This window comes from Serratia sp. X3 (assembly GCF_014982455.1).
Lineage (GTDB): Bacteria > Pseudomonadota > Gammaproteobacteria > Enterobacterales > Enterobacteriaceae > Serratia > Serratia ureilytica.
This window is the reverse complement of the sequence record NZ_JADCNB010000003.1, coordinates 264,960-289,630: the sequence shown is the minus strand read 5'-3', so window position 1 is coordinate 289,630 and position 24,671 is coordinate 264,960. Positions and strand designations below refer to the sequence as shown.

Sequence of the window (24,671 nt, the reverse complement as noted above, 5' to 3'; positions counted from 1 at the left end):
TCATGAACAAAAGGAGAGCATGAACAAATGTCTAAACCAGGAACCGAAGATGCGCTTTTGACCGCAGTAAGCGAAAATTTGCCGACCAACCTGCGCCTGACGGTGAAACGCTCTTCGAACAACGAGGACTACGACGGTCTGGCAACCCTGACTGTCGGACGCGATCAAACCTTTGACTTCAAGATAGAGATAAAATCGATTCACCGGAAAGAAAATCTCTTTCTGCTGAAAAAAGCATGGCACGACAATGCAACAGATCAACGCCTGCTCATCTGCCCTCACCTGACCGCCGCTCAAGCCGAGATTTGTGAAGAACTGCGCCTCAATTTCATTGATGCCGCCGGTAATGCCAGCATCGTAACTAAAGGGCTGTTTCTGCGTATTTCCGGCAAAAAGCCGGTTAAATCCCTCACTAATAGTGATAATAGTGCAGCCAGAATCAGTGAAGGAACACTAAAACTGCTGCTGGTGTTGTTAAACGACGAACAGGCGATCAATGCAACCTATCGTGAACTCTCCGCCGCTGCCGGCATATCGCTGGGCATGGTCAGTAAGGCGTTCGAGTATCTGGAAAGTCAGCGTTATTACCGCAAATCGAAAGGCGGACGCAGATTACTGTCACCTGAATCGCTAACGGCACTTTGGCTTCGTGAATATGCCGTCATGATCCGGCCAAAGTTAAAAAGGCTCAATCTGGTAGCGCCAACAAACTGGCAAGACCTGACGTTGAAGCCAAGCGAGATTTGGGGAGGAGAAGCGGCCGCGGCGCTGCTAACCGAAGGTTATCTTTATCCCGAAACCCTGATGCTGTTTACCCATACCCCATTGCAGCAGCGTAGAAAGGAGCTGGGTATGCATCCTCAGCAACATGGCAGCCTGCAAATGACCGGTGCATTCTGGGGTGAGACGCTGAAACTCTCTCTACGTTCTCAGGCCATGCTCAGCATCGCTGAATTACTCGCCAGCCGAGATAGCCGTAATCTCGAAGTCGCCAGGATGATAAATGACAAGTACCTTGGTCTTACAGACAGCGCTCTCTTCAGAGACTGAAAAGCTGCTCACGAAAATTGCCACCGTTTGCGCGCAGCAAAATGTGGCTTTTTTCGTTGCGGGCGCAACGGCACGCGAAGTGCTGATACATCATATCCATGGCCGAAAGCCTGGACGCAGGACCAGTGACATTGATATCGCCATCTTTGTCGATGATTGGCCGTCGTTTACGGAACTGCAGGCGGCTTTCATCGTCGAAGGTGCAACAACCACAAAAGGCAACCCGCACCATTTTATCTGGGCGGAAAACCACCTGGATATCATTCCTTTCGGCGGCGTAGCGGAAGAGAATAAAATCGCCTGGCCTCCCGACCGAGCGATAGTCATGAATGTCGACGGCTTCCGGGAAGCCTTTGAGCATACGGTCGTCGTGCGCCTGTTTAACGGTGCCGAACTGCCGTTTTGCTCTTTACCGGGGTTAGCCATGCTAAAAATTTTCGCCTGGCAAGCTCGCGGACATGGGAACGGGAAGGACGCCATCGACCTTTTCACCATCATTAGCGAATATGGCAACATTGAAGAAGAACGCATTTGGGACGCCCCGCTTGAAGAGGATGACCTGGACGCGGATCCGGAGAGAATGGGTGCATTTCTGCTTGGTCTCGATATTGCCGCACTTCTGCAACAAAGTTCACACGGCATTACTGCCGCTCAATTATTGTCGCTGCAAAGCCATAAAATTGTCGATGCGATTGTCTCGCAAAATACCCGGGAAACCCCAGAGCGCATTGAACAACTGGTCGAGGATTTTTGGCGTGGCATCGCGTTCAGGGAGTAATCCTCATTCCATTCCGTGGGCCGCCAGCAGGCACTCATGGAACAGCTTCACCACCCGTTGCGGCACCGGCGAGCGGCGCAGCACGCTGGAATATTCGCAGTGATAGCGGAACAGCGCCGGTTTGATCGCCCGCATCAGGTTCTGCGCCACAAAAAACGCCGCGTAATGATCCGGCAAAAAGCCGACGTATTTGCCGGACAGAATTAACGTCGCTATCGATTCCTGCGCAAATCCCGTCGCCTTGCGATGCAAATGTTGCTGCAGGCTCAGTTCCATATTCGGCGAATGGTAGCCCAATCCGGCGAAGGCATAATTGTGCAGCAGATCCCAATTTAATGTTTCATGACTGGCGGAAAATAATTCATGCTGCGCGCCGCAATATAAGAACATCCTCTCACTGAATAACGAATGATAAGATAAACTTTCCGCGCTGCGGTGCATGGGAATAACACCAACCTGAAATTGCCCGTCAATAACGCCACGTTCAATGGTATTAATCGGCTCCACGTACATTTGCAAAGAAACCTCCGGCGCGCGCTCGCTGAATAACGCGATCGCCCGGCCGATCTGCGCCTGCGGATTGCTGACCGTATGGTCGAATATCGCCACGTGCAGCTGCCCGCCCATGCGCTGGTGCACCTCGTCCACCCCGCGCCGGAAGGCCTCGGTGGCCGCCAGCAGGTTGACGGTTTCCTGGTAGATAATCAGCCCCTCGTCGGTGACCGCAAAGCCCTCGCGCCCGCGCTGGCACAGCGTCAGGCCCAGCCGCTGCTCCAGATCCTTGATGTGCTTGCTGATGGTCGACAGGCTGATATTCAGCTCCAGTTCGGCGGCGCTCATGCCGCCGCAGTCGACCACGGCCTTGAATACCCGCAGCAAACGCAGATCCATATCCGACAATTGTCCCAGCAACGCGCGCTTTTTTACTTGCATAAAACCTTAAGTAAGTTTCGACATATGATTATTCACAGTAGAGAACAAGCGGTACATAGTCAATTTCGTACAACAATTCGTTAACAACTCATTTTATTTAATTAATCGCACTTATTTTCCTGCCCGGAGGAAAACATGGCCGCTGAAAATTATTCGCTTAATCGTCTCGATGCCGAAGGGTTAGAAGCCCATTGGATGCCTTTTACCGGCAACCGCAATTTTAAAGCGCAGCCGCGCATCATTACTCAGGCCGCAGGGGCGTATTACACCAGCCACGACGGCAGAAAGATTTTCGATGGCCTGTCCGGATTGTGGTGCTGCGGATTGGGGCACGGTCGGCAGGAAATCACCGACGCCGCCCAGCGCCAGTTGGCGACGCTGGATTACTCGCCGGCGTTTCAGTTCGGCCACCCGCTGTCGTTCGAGCTGGCCAACAAAATCAAGGCGCTGACGCCGGCGGGGCTGGATTACGTGTTCTTCACCGGCTCCGGCTCGGAAGCGGCGGACACCTCGCTGAAAATGGCGCGCGCTTACTGGCGCGCCAAAGGCCAGGCGGGCAAAACCTGCTTTATCGGCCGGGAAAAGGGCTACCACGGCGTTAACTTCGGCGGCATCTCGGTCGGCGGCATCGCCGGCAACCGCAAGACGTTCGGCGCCGGCGCCGAGGCGGACCATCTGCCGCACACCCTGCTGGCCGGCAACGCCTTTTCGCGCGGCATGCCGCAACAGGGGGCGGAGCTGGCGGAAGAGCTCAACCGCATCATCGCGCTGCGCGACGCCTCGACGATCGCCGCGGTGATCGTCGAACCGTTCTCCGGCTCCGCCGGGGTGATCGTGCCGCCGGTCGGCTATCTGCAGCGCCTGCGCGAGATCTGTACCCAGCATGACATTCTGCTGATCTTCGACGAAGTGATCACCGCCTTCGGCCGCTGCGGCGCGATGACCGGCGCCGAGGCGTTCGGCGTCACGCCGGACATCATGAACATCGCCAAACAGGTGACCAACGGCGCGCAGCCGATGGGCGCCGTGGTGGTGCGGCCGGAGATCTACCAAACCTTCATGAACGGCGGCGAGCCGGACTACCAGCTCGAATTCCCGCACGGCTACACCTACTCAGCCCACCCGGTCAGCTGCGCGGTGGCGCTGGCGACGCTGGACATCCTGCAGCGCGAACAGATGGTGGAGCGCGTACAGGCGCTGGCGCCCTACTTCGAGCGCGCAGTGCACAGCCTGCAGGGGGCCAAACACGTCGCCGACATTCGCAATATCGGCCTGGCGGCCGGCATCACGCTGGCGGCGCGGCCCGGCGAACCGGCGCGGCGGCCCTTTGAAGCGGCGATGCGCTGCTGGGAAAGCGGGTTTTACGTGCGCTACGGCGGCGACACCCTGCAACTGGCGCCGCCGTTCATCAGCAGCGAAGCGCAGATCGATGCGCTGATCAACGCCGTCGGCGATGCCCTCAACGCCACCGAATAAGGAGCGAACCATGACCATTACCCATTGGATCAACGGCGAACCCGCCGCCGCCGGCGAACGCAGCCAGCCGGTTTACGACCCGGCCACCGGCCAATCGGCGCAGGAGGTGCTGCTGGCCGATCGCGCCACGGTGGAGCGCGCCATCGCCGCCGCCGAGCAGGCTTACCCCGCCTGGCGCGACACGCCGCCGCTGAAGCGCGCGCGCATCATGATGAAGCTCAAGGATCTGCTGGAGCAGCACGCCGACGCCATCTGCCAATTGATCACCGCCGAGCACGGCAAAGTGCTCAGCGACGCCCTGGGCGAACTGCAGCGCGGCATCGAGAATATCGAATACGCCGGCTATGTGCCGGAACTGCTGAAAGGCGAACACAGCAAAGAGGCGGGCCCGGGCATCGACAGCTGGAGCGAGTTTCAACCGCTCGGGGTGGTAGCGGGCATCACCCCGTTCAACTTCCCGGCGATGGTGCCGCTGTGGATGTGGCCGATGGCGGTCGCCTGCGGCAATACCTTCGTGCTGAAACCTTCCGAGCGCGTCCCTTCCGCCGCGCTGTATATCGCGCGGCTGGCGGCGGAGGCCGGGCTGCCGCCGGGCGTGCTCAACGTGGTCAACGGCGATCGCGAAGCGGTGGAGACGCTGCTGCATGACGGACGCGTGAAGGCGATAAGCTTCGTCGGTTCGACGCCGGTCGCGGAACACATCTATCACACCGGCTGCGGCCAGAACAAACGGGTGCAGGCGCTGGGCGGCGCCAAAAACCACGCGGTGGTGCTGCCGGACGCCGATATCCCCGGTGCGGTCGGCGCGCTGATGGGCGCGGCGTTCGGCTCCTGCGGCCAGCGCTGCATGGCCATCCCGCTGGTGGTCGCGGTGGGCGACGGCACCGCCGACGCGCTGATCGCCGGGCTGCGGCAACAGATGGCCGCCATGCGCGTCGGCCCCGGCAGCGACAACCGCAACGACATGGGGCCGCTGGTGACTCAACAGCATTATCAGAAGGTGAAAGGCTATATCGATCAGGGCGTGGCCGAAGGCGCCGAGCTGCTGGTGGATGGCCGCGAGCTGAGCGTGACAGACGCCGACGGCCGCCCCAGCCAGGGGTACTTCCTCGGCCCGACGCTGTTCGACCACGTGACGCCCGACATGCGCATCTATCAGGAGGAGATCTTCGGCCCGGTGCTCGGCGTGGTGCGCGCGGCGTCGCTGCCGGAGGCGATGGCCTTGATCGACGCCCACGAATACGGCAACGGCACCTGCCTGTTCACCCGCGACGGCGAAGCGGCGCGCTACTTCTCCAGCCGCATTCAGGTCGGCATGGTGGGGATCAACGTGGCGCTGCCGGTGCCGGTGGCCTACCACTCGTTCGGCGGCTGGAAGCGCTCGCTGTTCGGCGATCTGCACGCCTACGGCCCGGACGCGGTCAGGTTCTACACCAAACGCAAGACCGTGACCCAGCGCTGGCCGGCTTCCGGCGATGCCCGCCGCGCCAGCTTCAGCTTCCCGTCGGGGCAGGGGTAACACATAAGAACAATAAACTTCCGGGGAGCAAAGCTCCCCGGCATTTCGCGCGCTCCATTTGATTTCTGCGTACAGCCTGTGCAGCAAAACAATTACTCACTCACACGTTAATGGAGTCGTTAACCATGCAAGAGTCCGCCCCTGAACACACTTTCAAAGGCAATCTCAGCGTCCTCGACGTGGTGATGATTACCGCTTCCGGCGTGACGCCCGCCAGCTCGATCTTCGTCATCGCGCCGCTGGCGATCGCCAGCGCCGGCAGCGGCGCCTTTCTGTCGTTTCTGATCGCCGCCTGCGTCGCCGCCACCATCGCGCTGTGCTATGCCGAGCTCGGCGCCGCGCACCCCAGCGCCGGCGGCGAATACAGCATCATCAAACGCCTGTTCGGCACCCTGTGCGGGTTGCAGACCTATCTGTTTATTCTCAGCGCCGCGCTGTTCGTGCCGGCGGTGCTGGCCACCGGCGCCGTGCCCTATCTGAATACCGCGCTGGGCACCTCATTCGACGCCTCCACCGCCGGCATGATCACCGTGCTGATCGGCGGCGCCTGCGCCATTTTCAACATCAAGGCCAACGCCCTGCTGACCGGCGCCTTTCTGGTGGTGGAAGTGGCGGTGCTGGCGCTGATCGCCTGGCTCGGTTTCAGCCATCCGCATCAAAGCGCGGAGATCCTCACCGCGCCGGTGATGCTGGACGCGCAGGGCAGCCTGGCGCCGGTTTCGCTGCCGCTGATCGTCGCCATGGTCGGGGTCGCGCTGTTCTCCTACAACGGCTACGGCGCGGCGGTGTACATGGCGGAAGATATGCGCGAGCAGGGCAAACCGATGGCGGTCGCGATCATGCTGACGCTGGTCATCGTGGTGCTGGTGGAACTGGTGCCGTTCACCGCCCTGCTGATCGGCTCGCCGTCGCTGGCGGAGATGGCCAAACAGGCCGACCCGGTCGGTTATGTGGTCACCCAGCTCGGCGGCCCGACGCTGGCGCGGGTGGTGAGCGGCGCGATTTATCTGTCGGTATTCAACGCCATCATCGCCATCGTGGCGCAGTTCAGCCGCATGATGTTCGCCAGCGGGCGCGACGGCTTCTGGCTGCCGACGTTCAACCGCGCGCTGAAAATCATCCACCCGCGCTTCGGCACCCCCTGGATCGCCACCCTGCTGTTCGGCGTCCCCTCGGCGCTGCTGGCGTTTTGCTCCGACCTCGAATCGCTGACCTCATTCACCGTGATCCTGCTGCTGCTGGTGTACATCATCATGGCGGTGGCGGCGCTGATCAGCCGCCGTCGCCGCCATTTCCATCACCCGTACCTGATGCCGCTGTGGCCGCTGCCGGTGGCGGCGGCGCTGCTGTGCTGCCTGTACGTGCTGTGGACGATTTTGATCGCCAGCAGCCTGAAAGACTTTATTATCATTGCCGGCATCATCGGCTTCGGGCTGGCGCTGAACCACTTGCGCGGCCGCCAGACGGCGCCCCTCGCCACCCCCTCAATAGAAGGAGAATAACCATGACGCAGCGCGCTCAGGATCTGGGCATCACCATCGGCCAGGGCACGCCCGGCCCGCTGAACGCCATCACCGACGTGCCCGGCGTGCGCGTCGGCCATGCCAGCCTTCATGCCGATTTGGCGGACGGGCGCAGCGTGCGCACCGGCGTGACGGTGATCGAACCGCGCCCCGGCTCCGCTCGCCACGCGCCCTGCTTCGCCGGCGTGCACGTGCTGAACGGCAACGGCGACGCCACCGGCCTGGAATGGGTGCGAGAAGCGGGCCTGTTGACCAGCCCGATCGCCTTCACCAACACCCACAGCGTGGGGGTCGTGCGCGATGCGCTGATCGCGCTGGAGCGTGAAACGCTGCCCGCGAGCGACAACGCGGTGTACTGGAATATGCCGGTGGTGATGGAAACCTTCGATGGCCTGCTCAACGACATCAACGGCTTTCACGTCAAGGCCGAGCACGTACGCCAGGCGCAGCAGGCGGCCCGAGGCGGCTTGCCGCAGGAAGGCGCGGTCGGCGGCGGCAGCGGCATGATCTGTCATGAGTTCAAGGGCGGCAGCGGCACCGCATCGCGCCGCTTGCCCGCCGATCAAGGCGGCTGGACGGTGGGCGCCATCGTGCAGGCCAACCACGGCAAACGCGAGTCGCTGCTGGTGGGCGGTTATCCGGTGGGCCGCCACCTGGGGCATATCCCCTCGCCGTTCACGCCGCAGTTGCCGCATCCCGGCATGGGCTCCATCGTGGTGGCGCTGGCCACCGACGCGCCGCTGCTGCCGCACCAGTGCGCGCGGCTGGCGCAGCGCGCCAGCATCGGCATCGCCCGCACCGGCGGCGGTACCGAGGATTCGAGCGGCGATATCTTTATCGCCTTCGCTACCGGCAACGACGGCCTGCCGCCCGCCGACTACGCCAATAAAGGCGCTTTCACCACACCGCTGCGCATGGTGAACAACGACTACATTTCGGCGCTGTTCGCCGCAGCGGCGGAAGCGGTGGAAGAGGCGATCGTCAATGCGCTGCTGGCGGCCAATACCGTCAGCGGCAACGGCCATCGGGCGGAAGGGTTGAGCGCCGAACAGCTGGTGACGGCGCTGGAGAAGGCCGGCTGGCGGCGGTAAACAACGCGGGGCGCGGGTTAACGCGCCCTGACCGTCAGGATTCGCCGCCCGGTTTGGGCGTCGGGTAATCGTAATCCAGCTTCAACGGCTCGGCGTAGACGCTGTCCCACAGCTGTTGGTACAGCCTGTCCAACCGCCCGCTCATCGCCGCGCTGTGCAGCACCAGCTCCAGATTGCGCGAGTTGTCCAGATAGCCGCCGGTCCAGTTGCTGGTGCCCACCCAGGCAATCTCATCGTCGATGGTCATCAGCTTGCTGTGGATCACCCGGGCAAACGGGATGAAGCCGCTGCTGGCCGGCGGAATGGTCACCACCTTGATCTGCACGTTCGGCACCAGCGCCAGGCTCTTCAGCCAGGCGATATCCGGCTTTTTGGTGTTCCAGTTGGCTACCATCAACTCGATCTGCACGCCGCGCGCCGCCGCGCCGCGCAGCGCGTTGTCGATCACCGCATAGAAGGGGCGACTGCGCTCCGGGCCAAACGACAGCGGCGCGTAATCCATTACCTGCACCCGCACCCGCCGCTTGGCGTCAGCCAGCAGACGCGGCAGCTCGGCCTGCGAATCGAGCACGCCCGCCGGGTTGTAGGCGCGCGGGCTGGCCACCAGATAGTTGCCCTGCGGCTGCGCCGTCGGCGGCGTATTGGGCAGCGTCGGCACCGGCTTATCCTGCGCCAGCAGCGCCTGCGCCCGCCAGTCCTGTTCGAAGATCGCCTGGATCTGCCCCACCACCCTGGCGTCGCTGATGCGCAGCCCGGTTTCGTGAATATGCTCCAGCGCGCGCCAGTCGAAGTTCTGGCTGCCGACGAACGCCTGCTCGCCGTCCACCAGCAGATACTTGGCATGCAGAATGCCGCCGCTCAGCTTCTGGTATGGGATGATGCGCAGCTCCAGATGGGGGATCGCCTTCAGCTGTTCCAGCGTCTCGGCGGTGGAGAGGCGAATGCCCTTCTCTTCCAGCAAAAAGCGGATTTTTACCCCGCGCTCACCGGCCGCCTTCAGGTGCTGCAGCACGCCGTCCAGCAGCGAACCGTCCTGATTCGCCACGTAGAACTGCCCCAGATCGATGCGGGTTTTCGCCGCGTCGAACATCTCGCGCCATACCTCGGCGGTGTTGCGCAGGTCGTCGGCCTGCAGCGCGGTTTCCACCGGCGCGGTGTACACCAGCTCGTAACCGGGAATCGCAAAACGCGCCGCAGCGCTCTGGCTCAACATCAACAAACAACCGCTCCACAATGCCGTATAAAGGCGGCCTCTCGGCCGCCGTACTGGATGGCCATTAGGCATAGCGCGGCGCTCCGCTGTCAACCCATTGTTCGCCGCTGCCGCTCTCCGGACGGCTGGCCGGTTGACCGGCGCGGATCAGCAGCACCTTCAGCAGTTCGTTGATGCGCTCCATGCGGCTCTGCAGGAAGTTGTTGGCCACCAGGCACAGCAGCGCGATGGCGATACCGAGACCAGTGGCGTACAGCGCGGTGCCCATCCCGGCCGACACCAGACTCGGCTCGGACACCCCCGAGGCGGCCAGCGCCTTGAAGGTTTCGATGATCCCCATCACCGTGCCCAGCAGCCCCAGCAACGGCGCAGCGGTGACCACGGTTTCCAGCAGCCACAGGCCGCGCGCCATCGGCGGCTTGCTCAGCAGATACTGGGCGTCGATCAGATCGCCGATCGCCTCACGGTCGCCGGCGCGGTGTTTCTGCGCCAGCACCGGCGCGATCACCGCCATCGGCAGGCTGTTGCGCTGCGTCAGCGCGTCGGGCAGATCGGCCGCTCGGCGCACCTCCGGCGTCAGCGCCTGCTCCAGCCGGCGCGCCTGACGCTGGGTGTAGGCGAAGTACAGCGTGCGTTCGATGATGATCACCAGCGCGATCGCCAGCGCGGCGTACATCACGTAGAAAATAATGTCGTGCAACAGATTGGCGTCCATACAGGGTTCCTCTTCCCCGCCGCCGGGCAGACGGCGGGGCATTCAGTTAAAAGGTGGCTTCCAGCGAGACGCTGAAGGTGCGTTCTTCGCCGACGTTGTAATACGGGGTGCTGGCCTTCACGCCGCCGTAGGGCGCCGCGTTGAAGGTGGTGGTGCGCACCGAGGTCAGGTATTCCTTGTCAAACAGGTTGCTGATGCCAAAACGCAGCGCGGCGCTTTTGACGATTTTCTTGTCCACCGGCAGATGCACCCCCGCCGCCAGATCGAACACCGTGCGCCCGCCGATCTTCTCGTCGTTGGTCAGATCGCCATAGAACGCGCTGACGTACTTGCCGCTGACGCTGCCGTAGTACAGGCCGTCGTCATAACCCAGCGTCATGTTCAGCAGGTTTTTCGGCACGTTCGGCACCTCTTTGCCGGAGGTCGGCAGCGGCAACCCGCCGTTGCTGACGATGTCGCTCTTCTGCTTCGATTGGGTATAGGTATAGGAGGTGTAGTAGTTGAAGTTATGCGGCAGTTGGCCGCTCCACTCCAGCTCCAGCCCTTTGTTCTCCACGTTGCCGATGTTCATCATCTCGTAGTCGCCGGCCGCGTTGGTGGTGGAGATCTGGCGGTCGCTGTAGCGCATGTAGAACAGCGTGGCGCTCAGCAGCATGTCTTCCTGTTGGAAGCGCCAGCCCAGCTCGTGGTTCCAGCTCAGCTCCGGCTTGGTGCTTAGCGAATCGCCGACGTTGTACAGCACATAGTTCGGCGGCGTGCGCATGTTGCGCGTCAGGTTGTAGAACACCTGGTTTTCCTGATTCACCTTATAGCTGGCGCTGAAGTTCGGCAGGAATTCGTGATAGGTGGCTTTGCGTTTCTCCGGCGCGTTGTACAGGCTGCCGCGATTGTCCCCTTTACGTTCCACGTACTGATAGGCCAGGCCGCCGACGAAGGTCCAGTCCGGCGTGGCGAACCAGGTATCCTGCAGCCACACCTTCTGCGCCGGGGTGATGGTGTACTGGTTGCGCCCCTGAACGGTGTTGCCGTTGGCGTCCTTCACCTGATCGGAACCGCCCGGCGGCCCCCAAATCTGCGACGGGTTGCCGTCGCCCTTGATGCTGATGAACGGCTGGGTCTGCAGCTGGCGCGCGCGCTCATACCAGTAACCGATATCCAGACTGTGCTGATCGTTGATGTCCCACTTCAGCTTGGTGGTGATGCCCGGCCGCCAGGTCTGCGTCCACGACGGGCGGTAGTAGGTGTTGGATTTCAGGTTGCTGAGATCGTATTGCCCTGCCCTGTCCGACGTGCTGGACAATACCGACGCGGTCTGGCCGTTGAAGCTGCCGCCGTTGCCCCAGTAGTAATACGGTTGCAGGGTCAGCGACAGGTTGTCACGCAGCTGCAGCTTCTGGGTGAACGACAGCGTGAAGTTCTCGAACGGGTTGCGCTCAAGCTTGTAATACTTGTTCAACTGTCCGCGGCTGTTGTACTCCGGCGTGGTGGCATAGTCGGTGTCGCGGCCGTCGTTTTGGAACTGCGCCTTGCTCAGGGTGTTGTAGTTGGTGTTGTTTTGGCGGTTGTACTTCATCACCAGATTGCTGCTGTTGCCGTTGCCGTCTTCATACAGCGAGTTCATCTCGAACTTGTCGGAGTACAGCCGCCCCTCGCCGCGCCACTTCTTCGCCTCGGTGTGCGAATAGGAGAGCCAGTTGCTGAAGCCGTTGTACTCGCCGGTGTCCAGGCGGGCGAAGGTTTTGCTCAGGCTGTTGCTGCCCAGCGTTTGCTTGACGAAACCGCCGAAGTCTTTCGCCGGGCGGCGCGTCACCAGACCGATGTTGCCGCCGCTGGAGCCGATGTGCGGGCCGTCCGCTTCGGAGGAGCCCTGGGTGACGAACACCTCCTCCAGGTTCTCCGCATCGCCCAGCAGGTTCGGGTAGACCGCGTAGTTGCCGGAGTCGTTGATCGGGATGCCGTCCATCGACAGGCCGATCTGATCCGAGTTCATGCCGCGCATGGTGTAGTCCACGCCGCTCAGGCCGCTGGCGTCATTGCTGTTGACGTTGAGGCCCGGCGTGAACTTCAGCTTGTCGATGGCGTTGGCCGCCGACGGCATTTTATCCATCGCCTCTTTGGTGACGGTGGAGCGCGCTTTGGCGCTGTCGTCCTGCACCATCATGCCGCCGCCGAGCGACTGCCCCTTGACGCTGATGGTGCCGACATCGGTGGCGTCGGCCGCCAGCGCGGCGCCCGGCAGCATCGCCGACATCACCGCCAGATAGATCCCAGAACGATTGAACGATTTCATGGTGTGCATCCCTTAAAAATCAAACGATTAACCCTTGCGCTAAGGCGCCTGATAATTGAACGTCGCGGTAAATCTTTTGGTTGTTTGCCCGGCGAACGCGTCGCTCGGGAATGGCTTCACTGAACTGATGCTTTGCAGGCTGCTCATCGCCGCGCGATTCAGCAGCATGCTGGCGGCTTTGTTGGCGATGCCGGAAGAGACCACCCGCCCGCTGCGATCGACCTCCAGCCATACCTCGACGTTGCCCTGCGGGCGCTCGAGGGAGGCCTGACGGCCGGTCGGGTAGCGCTTGCGCTGTTCCAGTTCGCGGCGCAAGGCCAGCAGATAGCCGTTTTCAATCGCCTGCGCATTCACCTTCGGCGCCGCCGGGGCGGCCGGTGCGGGTTGCGCCGCCGGTTTACTGACCGGCGTGCGCGGCGCGGCGGGCGCCGGCGTCGGTTTAGGCTTTTCCACCGGTTTGGCTTTCTCTTTCACCGGCTTGGGTTTGGGCTTCGGTTGCGGTTTCGGCACCGGCTTGGCTTCCACGATCGGTTCCGGCGCCGGCACCACCGGTTCGGGGATCGGCTCCGGCTCGGGCGGCGGCGGTTCGGGCTGGGGGTCCGGCGGCGTTTGCGGTTGAGGTTCAGGCGCCGGTTCAGGCTCCACCAGCGCCAGTTCGATGGCGGTTTCGTCGTAGCGCGGCTGGATCTTCAGCGCCGCCTGCTGGCTGGCGAATAGCAGGCAGCCGGCGACAATCAGCGCCGGCAACCAGCTGAAAAGATGACGTGAGCGATAGAGCAGATACATGTCACAGCTTCCGTGTCGCGATGGAGACGGAGAAGAAACCGCCCTGGCGCAGGTTATCCATGACCGCCACCAGCCGCTCGACCGCCACGCCTTTGTCGCTGTTGACGATGATGGTGGTGGTCTGGTTGGCCTGCTGCTGTTGCTTGAGCGTCGTGACCAACGCGTCGAGCGCGATCGGCTGGCCATCCAGCTGCAGCTGTTCGTCGGCCCCCAGCGTGATAATCGCTTTCTTCTGCGGTTTCAGCTGTTGCGCGCTGCCGGCGGACGGCAGCTGCGTTTTCAACCCGAGCGCCGGAATGACGTTCAGGCTGATCAAGACGAAAAACACCAATAAAAACATCATCACGTCGATCATCGGGATCAGTTCGATGTGCGCTTTGTTCTTTTTCGGTTCGTTCCAGTTACGCATGACACTCCCTCACAAAAGCGAAGCAGCCAATATAGGAGGGGTTTGTTTACCTTTTGTTACGCTTGTGTGATCTTATTTTCACAGTGCGGATTTTTTGCGAGAATTTTTTCAATGACTGACGACGGCAAGGGCTATATAACCCATTAATTAGCGATAGTTTTTATCGGAATAATTGCAATGTGGGCCTAACGCCGTGCGGATGACGAGACAATAAATGTGAAAATAGTGACAAGCTGCGCCCACCGGCGGCGGCTTTGCCTCTCACCTTCCAGCGATATCTGCTATTTTTCCCAAGAACATTCCCAATCCCCCTCTTTAAAACACTCGTCAAAAATGAATGCACCTATATTTAACCAAATAATACCCGTCATTGAATAGAATATTGCCAATCAAATATCAGCTGTTATATTTTTAAAGTGAAATAGCGCTACAGCGTTATTTTAGAATTTAATTAAACCCACTAAGTCACCCTTTTATTTATAAGGATTGTATATGAAAGTACTTAGTCAATATGAAGAACAGTACGTTAGCGGTGGCGATCTGAACGCGGCCTGGGATGGGCTGTTGGACGGCGCCATGACCGGCGCGCTGATCGCAGGCAAATCCGCAGGCGCAGGCGGCTTTATTGCCGGCGCGGTCGGCCAATTGGTCGGCACCATCATCGGCGGCGTTGCAGGCGGTGTGGGGCTGGGTCTTTATGGCCTGACGCATACGCAGCAGGAAGTGGCCGACTACGCGAAACATTTCCGCGAGACGATCGGCTCCACCTCGACCTCGGTCGGCGGCAGCCTGTAATAGAAATAAAATGGCCGCCGGCGCGGCGGCTATTTTATTTCTGACGCGCGGGGAATAAAAAAACCGTTAATCCCGCAGACGCGCCCGGCGCAAATATCCTGACAGCACTTCGGTTCATAAAAAAAGACGCCCGCAGGCGTCTTTTTTATCGCGTTCACTGAAGCTCTGGGCAATCAGTTCACTTTCACCGGCATGCCGGAACGGGCCTTGATCGCCGCGTCCACTTCGCTCTGGTTGACGCCGGCGTCCATCAGCACTTTGCCGACCGGCGCGGAAATGGTCAGCGGCACCGGATCCTTGGATTGCAGCTGCTCTTCGTTGGCCGACAGCGGGTTGTGCACTTCCACGTAGCGCGAGCCGTCCGGTTCGACGGTGGCCTTCATCGGTTCGTTGATGAACTGCACGCGGGTGCCGACCGGCACGTTCTGGAACAGGTACTTGATGTCGTCGGCGCGCAGGCGCACGCAGCCGTGGCTCACGCGCAGGCCGATGCCGAAGTTGGCGTTGGTGCCGTGAATGGCATACAGACGGCCGACATACAGCGCATACAGCCCCATCGGGTTATCCGGGCCGGCCGGGAACACCGCAGGCAGGATCTCGCCGTCAGCCGCGTATTCGGCGCGCATTTTGGCGGTCGGCGTCCAGGTTGGGCCGTCTTTCTTGCGCTGCACGGTGGTGGTCCAGTTCAGCGGGGTGTCTTTACCCAGCTGGCCGATGCCGATCGGTAGCACCACCACGGTGTTGGAACCTTTCGGGTAGTAGTACAGACGCATTTCGGCGCTGTTGATGATGATGCCTTCACGCGGCGCGTCCGGCAGGATCAGCTGTTGCGGGATGGTCAGGGTGCTGCCGGCCTTCGGCAGGAACGGATCCACGCCCGGGTTGGCCTCCAGCATGTTGCTCAGCCCCATCTGATACTGGGCGGCGAAGCTCTCCAGCGGCAGTTTGCTGTCTTCCGGTACGGTGATTTGGATATTTTCGCCCACCAAACGGCTGTCTTTTGGCGGCAGCGGGTAGACGACGGCGAAGGCAGCCTGGCTGAATGCAACCAGTGCCGTAAACAGGGTTAATAACGCGCGAATGCTCATTTTCATCTTCGTGTTGGTCAAGGCCACTGGCGATTATGGGTATTGGTTTCTACGGCCACTTTGCCCCGTTGAATTTCAGCCGGCAGCCAACGGCGCTGCGGCCTGAAAAACCAGGGGGGATTTGACCGGATGCGCATTATATGTGCACATCAATCAAAGTGTGAACCATTACCGATGTAATATCGCAATTTTTTGTAACCTGACGCGCCACGAAGGCGATTTTCTGCGAGAACCGCCGCCTAACTGGCGGCGGCCAACGCCTCCGCCCGCCGAATGGGGATCAGATATTCACAGCGGATCGCCGCGCCGCCAAGCGGGCAACTGCCCTCCTGCGCCGGGTAGAACCGCTCGATATCCTGCCCCGGCCGGCGGATGGCGTTCATCAGCGGCATGGCGGTGTCATACAGCCGGACAATAAAGTTTTGTAACCCTTCCGCCTGCCCCTGATAGGTGAAACGGGCGTATTCCCCCTGTTCGATGGTCACCCGTTCCCCCACCGCCCCTTCGTCCGGCAAAGCGGCGGTATACGCCATGCGCGGGCAGCCCCGACGCTGCCGGTCGACCTCCAGGCTGGTAAGGCCATACATCACTTCGGGCAGCGTCTGCGGCCGCAGCAGTTGCCGCCAGGCATGGCGACGCAGCTCGCATTTGGAAGCCGCCAACTGCCCCAGCGTAAAGCTGCGACGTTGCGTGTTGCCCACCAACTGCATGGCGGGCAGCGTCACGATATCGGCCTGCGGCAATGGCGCTTCGGTCAGGCGCAGCGGCGGCTGCAGGCCATAGCTCGACCAATCCTGGCTGCGACGATAGCTGGCCGGCGGCAGACCGAACTGCTTGCGGAAGCAGCGGGTGAAGGTCTGCTGCGAATCGAACTGGTAAGTATCGGCGATGCAGGCCACGCTGGTGCCGGTCAGGCGCAGTTCACGCGCGGCGGCGGTCAGCCTTCTGCGGCGCGCGTAGGTGCCGAGAATATGGCCGGTATGCTGCTTGAACATCCGCTGCAAATGCCACTTGGAGTAGCCGGACCTGGCGGCAATGTCGTCCAGCGTCAGCGGCTGATCCAGGCTCTGCTCGATCCAGGCCAGCAGCTGTTCAATCACCTGTTGCTGGTGCATGGTGTTCCCCTTATTTTAACAATAACGTTTGCGCCAATACCCGCCCTGCGGCTTCATCGGCGGCCACCAGTATCGGATAGCCCCAGAATTTGGCGCCGTATTCGGCGAATGCTTCCGCCGCCGCGCGTTTGGCGTCGTCCGGTTCCAGCATGACCATGCCTTTCGCCCACCGCTTCAGCGCCGCGCGGTTATCGCGCTTCCACAGCGCCACCTGAGTGCGAGCATCGCGGTCATGTTCTTCTCCTTCATCGCCGACGCTGCGATCGGTCATCAGGACAAAAGGCTCGGCGCGCGCCAACAGCGCGCTGAATTCGGCCAGCTCGGCCTGGGTATCGCGCCCGTTTCGGCGCATCCACACCAGCGGAAAATCGGCGGTATCGAGTGACATAATCAGTTTCCTCGCGAAAGGGTTTAGGACTGGCGCTTACTTTATCGGCACCGGCGCTAGACCACATTGCGCAATCAGGACATAATACTTTTCAATTACGCCAAATTGAGAATTGTTCTCATGAAAGTCCAGATCCCTCGCCGCAATCTCGATATCGATCAGGTGCCGCGCCCGCTGTTCGCCGTGCAGAGTTCCACCATCGAGCAGGACTGGGAAGTCGAGCCGCACCGTCATCAAAAGGCGCAGCTGATCTATACCGTGCGCGGCATGATCCGCTGCGAAGTGGAAAACGGCCTGTGGCTGGTGCCGCCGCAGTGCGCGCTGTGGATGCCGGGCAACATGTTGCACAACGCCCAGGGCGCCGGCTCGAGCGAGGCTTACTGCCTGTTCGTCGATCAACACGTCGTCGCCGGCTTGCCGCAGAGTTGCTGCACGCTGTCGGTCTCGCCGCTGCTGCGCGAACTGCTGCTCCAGGCCACCACCTTCGAACCGCTCTACGACGAACAGGGCGCCGAAGGGCGCCTGACGGCGGTGTTACTGGATCAGCTGGTGGCCGCGCCGATCGAGAATCTGCATCTGCCGGTATCCGACGACGCGCGCATCCGCCAGTTGACCGAAGGCATGCTGAGCTGCCCGGCGGACAAATCCACCCTCGGCCAGTGGGCGCAGCGCATCGGCATGAGCGAGCGCTCCCTTAGCCGCACGCTGCAACAGCAGATGGGCATGAGCTTCGGCCACTGGCGGCGTCAGCTGCACGTGATGCTGGCGCTGCAGCGCTTGACGCAGGGCGAGAGCGTACAGACGGTGGCGCTGGATCTGGGTTACGAAAGCGCCAGCGGCTTCGTCACCATGTTCAGAAAGGCGGTGGGCAAACCGCCGGCGCGCTACCTGGCGGAACGCAACGCCGCCGGGCAATCTCCGGGCGGCGCGATCAGCATGTGAACGGCCGGCGCCCGCGCCGGCCCGGCAAGAGGCGGATCAGAAGTCGTAGAACACCGTTATCCAGGTGGAATCCGGCTCGTTGTCGCTGCTGTTGGCCAGCGTGCGCTCCATATACACCGACAGACCGTAGCCGATGGTGGTGCCCGCGCCGAGGTAGACGTGGTTGGCGTGATACGCCTCGTCTCCTTTCAGCCGCAGCGAGTCCGCCGCGACGTAAGGCTGAACGGATTTGAGGAACGGCTTATCGATATTGAAGGTGTAACCGACGAAGCCTTCCAGCCCGTAGCCGTCACCGGCGAAGAAGTGCGACAGCGTGCGCTGGCGGGTGCTCGGCACATAATCTTTGTAGTAGCTGGCGGTGCCGACGATGTACCAGTTGTTCGGCTGCCAGGTCAACGCGGTGCCGGACAGCTGCTGGTGATAATCCTTTTCGTTGTACAGATTATCTTTGATCTTCGCGTCGGTATAACTGTAGGCGGCGCTGAAGGTGAAATCCTTCGTCACCTTATAATCGAAGCCCAGCCCGCCACCGCCCTTGCGGCGGTAAATCAGGTTATCCGCGGTGTGCAGATCGTCTTCCGGCAATAAATAGTTGGCGTACAGCGTGACCGGCCCGAAATCATTGGTGTATTTGATGCTGTTTTTCGGTTTATTGCCGCCGTCATAATCGCCGGAAATACCGATGCCGGTGCCGCCCGCGTGGCCGTCGTTATCCCAGACGTCGCTTTTGATGCCGACCACGGAATAATAGATGCCGTACTGGTGGCCATAGGTCAGAGTGCCGTAACGATCGTCCTTGAAACCGGCGTACAGCTGGCGCTGATAGTCGCGTTTGCCGTCCTCATTGTAGTGCCCGTCCCAGCTGAGCGCGTGCGCCAGATCGACGCCCCACTCGTAATAGCCGATGATCGAGGTGTCCTGCGTCAGCGCATAGTCGCCGCTGAAGCGAAAACGCGTGCCGCCGTCGTGACCGTTTTTGTAGTAACCCGGCTCCGGGCCGTTATTGAAGATCCACTCGGGGCGAATGCTGCCGCCCACCTTTAAACTGAGCGGCGCCAGCAACACATTGCTCTGCGGGTTTTTATCCAGAATGGTGATCTCGGCCTGTGCCCCGGCGGAAAACGCCGACAGCAAGACGCCGCCAATGAATATTGGCGTTGTATTCTTTCTCATTATTACCCCTGCCCGAAAAAATTATTGTTATAAACGCGGTGGTCTTAAGCCACGCGGAAATAATTACCCGATGTGAACAGCGCACGCAAGATATAAAAATTCACGTCATAATCTGCCATTATTTCGGGTTGGATTTATTTTCAGCAGAAACGTGTTCACCTGTAACACGGAGAAAAATAATGTAATAACCGCAGCACGAAATAAACCAATCCGCATCTTTTACCCAAAATAACCCGGCGTGATTATCCGGGAATAAAGATAGCAAATAACAAATAAATATTATTGCCGCAGGTAAACCGTCACGCGATGGAATTAATTAAAGGCGGGAAATAACGACGGAGCGCGTTGCGCGCTCCGGGGAAATGCCCTCACTACTGCGCCAGCCAACCGCCGTCCATGTTCCAGGCGGCGCCGCGCACCTGCGCCGCCGCGTCGCTGCACAGGAACAGCGCCAGTTCGCCGAGCTGCTCCGGCGTGACGAACGCTTGCGACGGCTGCTTCTCCGCCAGCAGCTCATCGCGCGCCCGCTGCGGATCGATGCCGGCGGCAATGCGCTTGTCGATCTGCTGCTGCACCAGCGGCGTCAGCACCCAGCCGGGGCAGATGGCGTTGCAGGTGACGGGCGTGCGGGCGGTTTCCAGCGCCAGCGTCTTGGTCAGCCCCACCACGCCGTGCTTGGCCGCCACATAAGCCGACTTGTCTTTCGACGCCACCAGCCCGTGCACCGACGCCACGTTGATGATGCGCCCCCAGTGGCGTTCGCGCATGCCCGGTAGCGCCAACCGGCAGGTGTGGAACACCGCCGACAGATTGATGGCGAGGATCGCGTTCCATTTCTCTACCGGGAACTGATCCAGCGGCGCCACGTGCTGAATACCGGCGTTGTTCACCAGAATGTCCACGCCGCCGAACTCGCGCTCGGCATAGTGCATCATGTCCGCTATCTGGGCCGCATCGCCGAGATCGGCGCCGTGATACCCCGGCGTGGCGCCCTGCCGGGCAACCTGCGCTTTCGCCGGTTCCACATCGCCAAAGCCGTTGAGGATCACGCGCGCGCCGGCGGCGGCCAACACCGACGCTATTCCGAGGCCGATGCCGCTGGTCGAGCCGGTCACCAGCGCGGTTTTGCCTTGTACACTCATGGTATCGCTCCTTTAAACAATGCCGGTCAGGTAGAACACGCCGATCACAAACAGCACCGCGGCGCTCTTGATCAGGGTGATGGCGAAGATGCCGCCATAGGCCTGCCGGTGGCTGAGGCCGGTGATGGCCAGCAGGGTGATCACCGCACCGTTGTGCGGCAAGGTGTCCATGCCGCCGCTGGCCATCGAGGCCACCCGGTGCAGCACCTCCAGCGGGATATGCGCGGCATGGGCGGCGGCCACGAAGTTATCGGCCATCGCCGCCAGCGCGATGCTCATGCCGCCGGAGGCCGACCCGGTGATGCCGGCCAGCAGGGTGACGCTGATCGCTTCGTTCAGCAGCGGATTGGGGATCGCCGACAGCGCCTGCGACAGCACCAAAAAGCCCGGCAGCGCGGCGATCACCGCGCCGAAGCCGTATTCGGAGGCGGTGTTCATCGCCGCCAGAATTGCGCCGCCGACCGCCGTCTTGCTGCCTTCCGCCAGCCGCCCGCGAATATTGCGAAAACCGAACGCCACCACCAGCAGAATCCCCGACACCAGCGCCGCTTCCACCGCCCAAATGGCGGTGATCTTCGCCACATCGGTGGTGATGGGCTTGGCCAGCCCCGGCAGCGTCAGCTCGTGGCTGGCGCCGTACCACTGCGGGATCCAATGGGTGAAGGCAAGGTTGAATACCCCGACCAGAATCAACGGCAGGATGGCGATCAGCGGGTTCGGCAGGTTGATGTCGTCCGGGGTTTCCGGCTCGTTCAGCAGATCGCTGCCGTACCCCTCCCCCTTCAGCTGCGCCTTGCGCCGCTGGCGTTCAAGATACAGCAGACCGACCGCGATGATGAACAGCGAGCCGATCAGCCCCAGCCAGGGCGCGGCCCAGGCGTTGGTGCCGAAGAAGCTGGTCGGGATGATGTTTTGGATCTGCGGCGTGCCGGGCAAGGCGTCCATGGTGAAGGAGAAGGCGCCGAGCGCCACGGTGGCCGGGATCAGCCGCTTGGGGATGCCGCTCTGGCGGAACAGCTCGGCGGCGAACGGATAAACCGCGAACGCCACTACAAACAGCGACACCCCGCCGTAGGTCAGCAGCGCGCACACCAGCACGATCACCGGAATGGCGTGGCGTCGGCCGAGAATGCGGATCGCCGCCGCGACGATCGAACGGGAGAAGCCGGACAGCTCGATCAGCTTGCCGAATACCGCCCCCAGCAGGAATACCGGGAAGTAGAGCTTCACAAAGCCGACCATCTTCTCCATAAACAGCCCGGTGAAGGTCGGCGCCACCGCGCCGGGGTCGGTCAACAGCACCGCGCCCAGCGCGGCGATCGGAGCGAACAAAATCACGCTGTAGCCGCGGTAGGCGGCCAGCATCAGTAATCCCAGTGCTGCCAGGGCAATCAAAACGCTCATCAGGCACCTCGCTATCGTTGTTATTGTCAGGTACGGCGTGCGAAATTACGGTTTCAGCGCAAAGCGCAGCTGATGCGCCCGTCGCCGTTGGATGCGTTCCCTGCGCGCTTCATCCCAAAGATAAAATCCCCGGCCGCTGCGCTGGCCGGTATCGCCGCGCTGCAGCCGCTGTTCCACCAGCGCCATCATCTCGTCACCGGTCGCCAGTTCCGGCAACAGGTGGCGGGCGATGTCCGCTACCGTCGGGAGCCCGGTCATGTCGGCGGCCTCCAGCGGGCCGACCATGGCGTAGCGCCGCCCCAGCGAGGCGCGCATCACCTGATCCACCACCTCGGCGCTGGCGATGCCGCTGTGGACGATGTGCAGCGCCTCACGCAGCACCGCAAACTGCAGCCGGTTGCCGACAAACCCCGGCGCGGCGCGTTCCAGCAGCACCGCCTCCAGCGCCATCTCGCCGAGCAGCGCCTGCACCGCCGCCAGATGGCGCGGCTCGGTGGCGCTGCCGGGCACGATCTCCACCAGCGGGATCAGGTGCGGCGGATGCCAAAAGTGGGCGATCAGCAGCCGCTGCGGATGGGTCATGCGCGCCGCCAGCTCGTCCGGCGGCAGGCCGCTGGTGTTGCTGGCAATCACCGCGTCGTCAGCGATCAGCCCTTCCAACTGCTCATACAGCGCGTGCTTCAGCTCGAGCCGTTCCGGGATCGCCTCGATAAGCAGCCGGGCGCGCGCTACCGCGTTCAGATCGCCGGTCACGCGCAGCCGCGCCAGCGCCGCTTCGCGTTCGCCGCGATCAAACTGCCCGACGTCGCTCAGCTCGGCCAGAATGCCGCTCGCCACTGCCGACGCTTCCGCCCGGCGCTGCGGATCCGGTTCATACAGCAGCACCTCATGGCCGTGGCGAATAAAGTGGGTGGCGATGCCCACCCCCATCAGCCCGGCGCCCAGTACCGCATAGTCAGATGACTGCATCGTGCCTTCCTCGGTTGTTTATGGGCGCTCTACCGCCAGCGCCACGCCCTGCCCGCCGCCGATGCACAGCATCGCCAGCCCCTTGTTCACCTCGCGGCGCTGCATTTCGTACAGCAGCGACACCAAAATGCGGCAGCCGGATGCGCCGATCGGATGCCCCAGCGCGATCGCTCCGCCATTGACGTTCACCCGCTCCGCCTCCCAGCCCAGTTCTTTGCCCACCGCCAGCGCCTGCGCGGCGAAGGCTTCGTTGGCTTCGATCAGATCGACCTCCTCCAGCCGCCAACCGGCTTTTTCCAGGCAGCGGCGCGCGGCCGGCGCCGGGCCGATGCCCATGATCGCCGGATCGACGCCCGACGAGGCGTAACCGGCGATGCGCGCCAGCACCGGCAAACGCAGCGCGGCGGCTTTTTCCGCGCTCATCAGCAGCACCACGGCGGCGCCGTCGTTGAGCGACGAGGCGTTGCCGGCGGTCACCGTGCCCTCTTTGCGAAACGCCGGCCGCAGCCGCGCCAGCGCCTCCAGGCTGGTGTCGCGCGGCTGTTCGTCGCGCTCTACCCGCAGCGCCTCCCCCTTCGGCTGCGGCACCGTCACCGGCGTGATCTCCTGCGCGAAACGCCCGGCCTGCTGCGCCGCCTGCGCCTTCTGCTGCGAGCGCAGCGCGAATCTGTCTTGTTCTTCTCTGCTGATGGCGTATTTCTCCGCCAGGTTCTCGGCGGTGATGCCCATGTGGTAGTCGTTGAACGCGTCCCACAGGCCATCGTGGATCACGCTGTCCACCATCTGCGCGTGACCGAGGCGCAGGCCGGCGCGCGCGCCGGTCATCAGGTAAGGCGACCGGCTCATGCTCTCCTGGCCGCCGGCGATCACCGCGTCGGCGTCACCGCTGCGGATCGCCTGCACCGCCAGATGCACCGCCTTCAAACCGGAGCCGCACACCTTGTTGATGGTCAGCGCCGGCGTCGTAAACGGCAGTCCGGCGTTCAGCGCGGTCTGGCGCGCCGGATTCTGCCCGCAGCCGGCGGTCAGCACCTGGCCGAGGATCACTTCATCGATCTGCTGCGGCGCCACGCCGCTTTGCGCCAGCAGCCCCTGCACCGCCGCCGCGCCCAGTTCCACCGCCGTCAACGGCGCCAGCGCGCCGTGAAAACTGCCGACCGGCGTGCGCGTCGCCGCCACGATCACCACTTCACGTTGTTGCACATTCACCTCCCGTTTCAGAAACGCATTTCCGGCACTTGCTCCGGCACGATCAACCGGCCGGCGGTTTTGGCGACAATCTCCGCCACGCTGACGCCCGGCGCGCGTTCGCGCAGCACGAAAGCGCCGTCTTCAATTTCCAGGTAGGCCAGATCGGTCAATACCTTGCGTATACAGTTGGCGCCGGTCAGCGGCAGCGTGCAGCGCGGCAGCAGCTTGGACTCGCCGCCCTTCGCGGCGTGGGTCATCACCACGATGATGTTCTCCGCCCCCGCCACCAGATCCATCGCGCCGCCCATGCCCTTGACCATCTTGCCGGGGATCATCCACGAGGCGATGTTGCCCTCGACGTCCACTTCAAACGCCCCCAGCACGGTCAGATCGACATGGCCGCCGCGGATCATGGCGAACGACTGCGCCGAATCGAAAATAGACGCGCCGAGGCGCGCGGTGACCGTCTGCTTGCCGGCGTTGATCATGTCGGCGTCCAGCTGTTGCTCGGTCGGGAACTCGCCCATCCCCAGCAGGCCGTTTTCCGACTGCAGCATCACGTCCATGCCCGCCGGCACGTAGTTGGCCACCAGCGTCGGGATGCCGATGCCCAGGTTGACGTAGTAACCGTCCCTCAGCTCTTGCGCCACGCGCTGCGCCATTTGTTCACGGGTAAGCATG

At 62.1% G+C, this 24,671-nt stretch carries 22 protein-coding genes and 1 pseudogene; 8 read left to right on the top strand and 15 right to left on the bottom strand.

Annotated elements, in window-relative coordinates; all coding sequences use genetic code 11:
- The first annotated feature begins 27 nt into the window (after positions 1-27).
- Complete coding sequence (locus tag IMX17_RS15570) at positions 28-1,050, top strand: type IV toxin-antitoxin system AbiEi family antitoxin (RefSeq protein WP_046898051.1); 1,023 nt, start codon at positions 28-30, stop codon at positions 1,048-1,050.
- Entirely contained in the window at positions 1,004-1,828 is an 825-nt protein-coding gene (locus tag IMX17_RS15565) for a nucleotidyl transferase AbiEii/AbiGii toxin family protein (protein WP_182265241.1), read from the top strand. Before IMX17_RS15570 ends, IMX17_RS15565 begins: the two co-directional genes overlap by 47 nt.
- A gap of 3 nt (positions 1,829-1,831) precedes the next feature.
- Here IMX17_RS15565 and IMX17_RS15560 read toward each other — a convergent pair whose 3' ends face one another.
- Positions 1,832-2,761, bottom strand: coding sequence for a LysR family transcriptional regulator (locus IMX17_RS15560; protein ID WP_046898049.1), 930 nt, complete (start codon positions 2,759-2,761; stop codon positions 1,832-1,834).
- A 135-nt stretch (positions 2,762-2,896) separates the two neighbouring features.
- On the opposite strand from IMX17_RS15560, the gene IMX17_RS15555 reads away from it, so the two are divergent.
- From IMX17_RS15555 to IMX17_RS15540, 4 genes are all read left to right on the top strand, one after another.
- Positions 2,897-4,237 (top strand): aspartate aminotransferase family protein, encoded by a 1,341-nt coding sequence (locus tag IMX17_RS15555; RefSeq protein ID WP_042783621.1) that lies wholly within the window; start codon positions 2,897-2,899, stop codon positions 4,235-4,237.
- A gap of 10 nt (positions 4,238-4,247) precedes the next feature.
- Positions 4,248-5,756 carry a CoA-acylating methylmalonate-semialdehyde dehydrogenase gene (locus IMX17_RS15550; RefSeq protein ID WP_182265240.1) on the top strand — a complete coding sequence of 503 codons (1,509 nt, stop codon included), beginning with the start codon at positions 4,248-4,250 and terminating at the stop codon, positions 5,754-5,756.
- Between the two features lie 125 nt (positions 5,757-5,881).
- On the top strand, positions 5,882-7,258 hold the full coding sequence (locus IMX17_RS15545; protein ID WP_046898046.1) for an APC family permease: 1,377 nt from the start codon (positions 5,882-5,884) through the stop codon (positions 7,256-7,258).
- 2 nt (positions 7,259-7,260) lie between these two features.
- A complete protein-coding gene (locus tag IMX17_RS15540; RefSeq protein WP_182265239.1) occupies positions 7,261-8,370 on the top strand; it encodes a P1 family peptidase in 1,110 nt (369 codons plus the stop codon).
- Positions 8,371-8,404: 34 nt separating this feature from the next.
- On the opposite strand, the gene IMX17_RS15535 is transcribed toward IMX17_RS15540, so the two are convergent.
- The 5 genes from IMX17_RS15535 to IMX17_RS15515 are packed head-to-tail and all read right to left on the bottom strand — an operon-like array spanning position 8,405 to position 13,783.
- The gene (locus IMX17_RS15535) at positions 8,405-9,655 is read right to left on the bottom strand and encodes a phospholipase D-like domain-containing protein (protein ID WP_182265238.1); all 1,251 of its coding nucleotides are present in this window, start codon (positions 9,653-9,655) and stop codon (positions 8,405-8,407) included.
- Entirely contained in the window at positions 9,648-10,298 is a 651-nt protein-coding gene (locus IMX17_RS15530; RefSeq protein WP_016929215.1) for a MotA/TolQ/ExbB proton channel family protein, read from the bottom strand. The genes IMX17_RS15535 and IMX17_RS15530 overlap by 8 nt, the downstream gene beginning before the upstream one ends.
- Before the next feature lie 46 nt (positions 10,299-10,344).
- Positions 10,345-12,588 (bottom strand): TonB-dependent receptor, encoded by a 2,244-nt coding sequence (locus IMX17_RS15525; RefSeq protein ID WP_182265237.1) that lies wholly within the window; start codon positions 12,586-12,588, stop codon positions 10,345-10,347.
- A gap of 39 nt (positions 12,589-12,627) precedes the next feature.
- The gene (locus IMX17_RS15520) at positions 12,628-13,374 is read right to left on the bottom strand and encodes an energy transducer TonB (RefSeq protein WP_046898042.1); all 747 of its coding nucleotides are present in this window, start codon (positions 13,372-13,374) and stop codon (positions 12,628-12,630) included.
- Position 13,375: 1 nt separating this feature from the next.
- Positions 13,376-13,783: a biopolymer transporter ExbD gene (locus IMX17_RS15515; protein WP_021504179.1), complete on the bottom strand. Its 408-nt coding sequence runs from the start codon at positions 13,781-13,783 to the stop codon at positions 13,376-13,378.
- A 492-nt stretch (positions 13,784-14,275) separates the two neighbouring features.
- On the opposite strand from IMX17_RS15515, the gene IMX17_RS15510 reads away from it, so the two are divergent.
- Positions 14,276-14,578: a hypothetical protein gene (locus tag IMX17_RS15510; protein WP_004933246.1), complete on the top strand. Its 303-nt coding sequence runs from the start codon at positions 14,276-14,278 to the stop codon at positions 14,576-14,578.
- Positions 14,579-14,754: 176 nt separating this feature from the next.
- Here IMX17_RS15510 and IMX17_RS15505 read toward each other — a convergent pair.
- The 3 genes and pseudogenes from IMX17_RS15505 to IMX17_RS15495 form a co-directional block, all read right to left on the bottom strand.
- A pseudogene (locus IMX17_RS15505) lies at positions 14,755-15,672 on the bottom strand (L,D-transpeptidase family protein); the annotation flags it as partial.
- Positions 15,673-15,905: 233 nt separating this feature from the next.
- Positions 15,906-16,781: a helix-turn-helix domain-containing protein gene (locus IMX17_RS15500; protein WP_182265236.1), complete on the bottom strand. Its 876-nt coding sequence runs from the start codon at positions 16,779-16,781 to the stop codon at positions 15,906-15,908.
- A 10-nt stretch (positions 16,782-16,791) separates the two neighbouring features.
- Positions 16,792-17,169, bottom strand: coding sequence for a hypothetical protein (locus IMX17_RS15495; protein WP_046898040.1), 378 nt, complete (start codon positions 17,167-17,169; stop codon positions 16,792-16,794).
- 120 nt (positions 17,170-17,289) lie between these two features.
- Between IMX17_RS15495 and IMX17_RS15490 the strand changes: the two genes are divergently transcribed.
- Positions 17,290-18,111: a helix-turn-helix transcriptional regulator gene (locus tag IMX17_RS15490; protein ID WP_182265235.1), complete on the top strand. Its 822-nt coding sequence runs from the start codon at positions 17,290-17,292 to the stop codon at positions 18,109-18,111.
- Positions 18,112-18,147: 36 nt separating this feature from the next.
- Here the strand turns inward: IMX17_RS15490 and IMX17_RS15485 are convergent, their stop codons facing one another.
- From IMX17_RS15485 to IMX17_RS15460, 6 genes are all read right to left on the bottom strand, one after another.
- Positions 18,148-19,284 carry a porin gene (locus tag IMX17_RS15485; RefSeq protein WP_193549957.1) on the bottom strand — a complete coding sequence of 379 codons (1,137 nt, stop codon included), beginning with the start codon at positions 19,282-19,284 and terminating at the stop codon, positions 18,148-18,150.
- Positions 19,285-19,655: 371 nt separating this feature from the next.
- A complete protein-coding gene (locus IMX17_RS15480) occupies positions 19,656-20,426 on the bottom strand; it encodes a 3-hydroxybutyrate dehydrogenase (RefSeq protein ID WP_193549956.1) in 771 nt (256 codons plus the stop codon).
- 12 nt (positions 20,427-20,438) lie between these two features.
- Positions 20,439-21,833 carry a GntP family permease gene (locus IMX17_RS15475; RefSeq protein ID WP_200900520.1) on the bottom strand — a complete coding sequence of 465 codons (1,395 nt, stop codon included), beginning with the start codon at positions 21,831-21,833 and terminating at the stop codon, positions 20,439-20,441.
- A 42-nt stretch (positions 21,834-21,875) separates the two neighbouring features.
- Positions 21,876-22,799: a 3-hydroxyacyl-CoA dehydrogenase family protein gene (locus IMX17_RS15470; protein ID WP_193549955.1), complete on the bottom strand. Its 924-nt coding sequence runs from the start codon at positions 22,797-22,799 to the stop codon at positions 21,876-21,878.
- Positions 22,800-22,817: 18 nt separating this feature from the next.
- Positions 22,818-24,002, bottom strand: coding sequence for an acetyl-CoA C-acetyltransferase (locus IMX17_RS15465; protein ID WP_193549954.1), 1,185 nt, complete (start codon positions 24,000-24,002; stop codon positions 22,818-22,820).
- Positions 24,003-24,016: 14 nt separating this feature from the next.
- Complete coding sequence (locus tag IMX17_RS15460) at positions 24,017-24,670, bottom strand: CoA transferase subunit B (protein WP_025305151.1); 654 nt, start codon at positions 24,668-24,670, stop codon at positions 24,017-24,019.
- Between the last annotated feature and the right edge of the window lies 1 nt (position 24,671).